This window comes from Psychrobacillus sp. (genome assembly GCF_056205495.1).
The window spans coordinates 1-3,388 of record NZ_JBAEAP010000156.1; the positions used below are offsets into that span (position 1 = coordinate 1).

At 34.1% G+C, this 3,388-nt stretch carries 4 protein-coding genes; 1 reads left to right on the forward strand and 3 read right to left on the reverse strand.

Annotated elements, in window-relative coordinates; all coding sequences use genetic code 11:
• Positions 1-258 (reverse strand): hypothetical protein (locus AC06OU_RS04690; RefSeq protein WP_475854293.1); only part of this gene is annotated, 258 nt, incomplete at its 3' end.
• A gap of 210 nt (positions 259-468) precedes the next feature.
• Between AC06OU_RS04690 and AC06OU_RS04695 the strand changes: the two genes are divergently transcribed.
• Entirely contained in the window at positions 469-936 is a 468-nt protein-coding gene (locus tag AC06OU_RS04695) for a YkyB family protein (RefSeq protein ID WP_169358898.1), read from the forward strand.
• 177 nt (positions 937-1,113) lie between these two features.
• On the opposite strand, the gene AC06OU_RS04700 is transcribed toward AC06OU_RS04695, so the two are convergent.
• A complete protein-coding gene (locus tag AC06OU_RS04700) occupies positions 1,114-2,019 on the reverse strand; it encodes a chemotaxis protein (protein ID WP_475854295.1) in 906 nt (301 codons plus the stop codon).
• Positions 2,020-2,086: 67 nt separating this feature from the next.
• Positions 2,087-2,956 (reverse strand): NAD(P)-dependent oxidoreductase, encoded by an 870-nt coding sequence (locus AC06OU_RS04705; RefSeq protein WP_475854296.1) that lies wholly within the window; start codon positions 2,954-2,956, stop codon positions 2,087-2,089.
• Between the last annotated feature and the right edge of the window lie 432 nt (positions 2,957-3,388).

Genomic DNA, 3,388 nt, shown 5'->3' on the forward strand with positions numbered 1-3,388 from the left:
TAATAAAATGTCAAAGTTATGGTAGACTTTCTGCTTCGCCTCTTCTAAAAAAAGTGGTTCAAATTGAATCCATAATTCTTGAGTGAAATTATTTAAATTTATCGCACTTTTTAAAAATTTGTTAGCACTTTTATTTGTATAAATAATTACATGAGAACCATCTTCCTTTTTTTGCAATAGGCAAGTTATCAGGTTGGGTTGTTCATGAATCATATCTGCTAAGTAATCATCCATCTTAAGCTGTTCGTAATTGTTCATGTTAGCCTCCAGTAGCCTCGTATAAGACATATTGCAAAAATCAACACACTGTACTCTCTTTTATATCGTCAAATAATGGTAATTTTTAATAAAAATACTATTAAATATTTTTATATAATATTTTTTTGATTTGTGTACACAATTAGGTCATTAGTTGGTATGATAGTATGTATAGAAAGAGAAAGAGTAAAAGAAAGGAGTGTACTTATTATGACTACTGAATCAGACAAGCAGTTAGCGACTGCAATATATACAGTTAATAGGCATGCAAAAACTGCTATAGACAACAAGCCCCTTTATGAGCTAAAAAAATTAGCTATTCAAAAAATGATTACAGAAAAAAAAGCTAGTAAAATTGGTCTTCATTTTGTGCGTAATCCTAGAAACAGCCAACAGCAATCCTCCGTTTTAGTTCAGTGTGCTGACTATTATTTCCACCTTCTTCCGGTTAAAGAAGATTTTAAAACTTTACCACATCTCGGTCATTTAGATGATACTTATAGAAACCCTATCAGGAAAATGAGTATAAGAATGGCTAAACAATTATTAACCGATTATATAGGACCTCCCAAAGCTACTAAAAGCAAGTCCACTAATCACTCTACATCTTGTACTGCGAAGTTTGCTCGTGTTTCCAATAGACGCCCAAGTAAGATGAAATCTTACCTAGATCGATAAAATTTCGTAGAAGCAAACACTTTTATAAGTCAAAAAAGTGTATTTCTTCTTGCTTATAATGTTCTAGTTACCTAACCCTATTTTAACGCTGAGTAATGTATATTCGATATAATATTATGGAGAGGGATTCTTATAGCATTAGCTATGAGAATCCCTCTTTTCATTCCTATATATTTGTTACAGTATATACTTATCAATTTTTAAAACTAGTTCAGTAATTTCTGGTTTACTAACTTGATCTTCTGCTCCTACTAAATCACCTTTGTGTCTAAGGTCGTCTGTAATTAGACTTGAAAAAATGACTACTGGCAGTTTGGCTAAATTACTATTGGTTTTAATAGATTTTGTCAAAGCATGCCCATCCATCTGTGGCATCTCAATATCGGTTACGATCATTTGAACATGTTCCGATACATCTGGAGAGACTTTCTCTAATTGCTCCAGGTATGCTAAAGTATCCTTACCATTCTCAAAGAACTCGAGGTTCACATAACCCGCCTCATGCATAGTATCATGCAATAATTTCCTTAGTAAAGGTGAATCTTCTGCAATTACAATTTTTTTGTTAGATCTTTCTCTTGGGCCTAACTTCTTCACCGAATCTATACTCATTCCTGATTCAGGATTTATATCCACAATAATTCTTTCAAAGTCTAATAATAAGAGCATGTCTTCGCCTCTTTTAATAACTCCTATTACGTGGGAAGATCCTCCTTGATATAGGGAACCAGGCTTTTCTATTTGATCCCATGATATACGATGTATTTGAGTTACATTGTCTACGTGAAATACTGCCTTTTGTTTATTAAACTCCGCAACAATATACTTTTGTTGCTCACTTGTTGATTGCATTGGCAAACCTAAAACTTTACTCATATTTATTACAGGTAGAACATCACCTCGTAATTGAATAATGCCTTCCACATGCGGATGTGAAAGAGGAATAAAAGTAACCGGGATAGGTTGAATAATTTCCTTTACTTTTATCACATTAATGCCAAATCTATTTGAACCTACTTGAAACTCTACGATTTCTAACTCATTGGTTCCGCTTTCTAGTAATATTCCTTTGTGGTCATTCACAGAAAATCTTCCTTTCCACGCTCACCATTATACCAATTGTATCATACAGAGGTAAAATATTACTATATTATTCGTATAATTTTATTAGTGCTTGTGTACCTTTATCCTCATATCCGTCACTTATTAATTGGTCATATAATGACTTCGCTAACTCTAACCCAGGTAATGTCAAATTCATTCTTTCTGATTCTTCCAAAGCAATTTTCATGTCTTTAACAAAATGCTTGATAAAGAATCCCGGCTCTAAATCACCTTTAATCATTCTAGGTGCTAAATTGCTTAATGACCAAGAACCAGCAGCACCAGTAGAAATTGCTCTTAATACTTGCTCTAACTCCAACCCAGCTTTCTTTCCGTATGTAAGTGCCTCACAGACTCCTATCATATTAGATGCAATTGTTATTTGGTTACACATTTTAGTATGTTGTCCAGCGCCCGCAGTTCCCTCATGGAGAATGGTCTCACCAAATAGCTTCATTACTGGTAAAGAACTGTCAAAGGTCTCCCTCTCTCCACCACACATAATGGATAGCTTTCCTAATTGAGCACCTATATCTCCACCCGACACCGGGGCATCTAAGGATTGCATCTCTAGCTCCTTAGCACGATCGTTAATTTTTTTTGCTAAAGTAGGTGTAGATGTTGTTAAATCGATGACAGTTAATCCTTTGTTTTCTATTGAGAAAATTCCTTCTTCTCCAAAATAAACTTCTTCTACGTCGTGTGGATAGCCAACCATAGTAAAGAGGTATTGAACACTGCTAGCTGCTTCACTAGGCTTTGAGACCCATCTTGCACCTAAAGTAAGTAACTCATCTGCTTTCTCCTTAGTTCTTGTGTATACACTAACCTCATGACCTGCTTTCAGTAAATGCTTAACTATACTTTTACCCATTACACCTGTGCCAATAAAACCTATTTTTAGTTGCTCCGACATAAATAACTCCTCCAATATAATTGTATTAAATACAGTTTATCAGAAAAGTAAAACAAGTTTATTTAAAATTTCACTTTAATGATTAATCCATTTCATAATTTCGATTTTTTTGTAAGTCAGAGAAGATTGAAAAGAGAAAAATATAATATCTCTTATCGAAAATGAAGTAGGTCGCTTTCCGTCGTGCGAACGATAAACTATCATCACCTGTTTTGTCTCTTCACTGTCCCATGCACCCTACTGGATCAGCAAACTGCCCCTACATCCATCATTAAAAGATGTAATTTATTTCAATAGCTTATACGCAAATGATAAATTTAGACAAAAAAAGAGGACCATCCAATGGATGATCCTTAAAAAGGGGGAAATGAGAATGTTGCTGTGTTCTTTATTAATATGCCCTGCTCTCATTTATTTAAACCTCTTTTTTCA

What these genes read in the sequence shown, in the direction of transcription:
- AC06OU_RS04695 (WP_169358898.1), top strand. Translation starts at nt 469, where the DNA reads ATGACTACTGAATCAGACAAGCAGTTAGCGACTGCAATATATACAGTT.
- AC06OU_RS04705 (WP_475854296.1), bottom strand. Translation starts at nt 2,956, where the DNA reads ATGTCGGAGCAACTAAAAATAGGTTTTATTGGCACAGGTGTAATGGGT.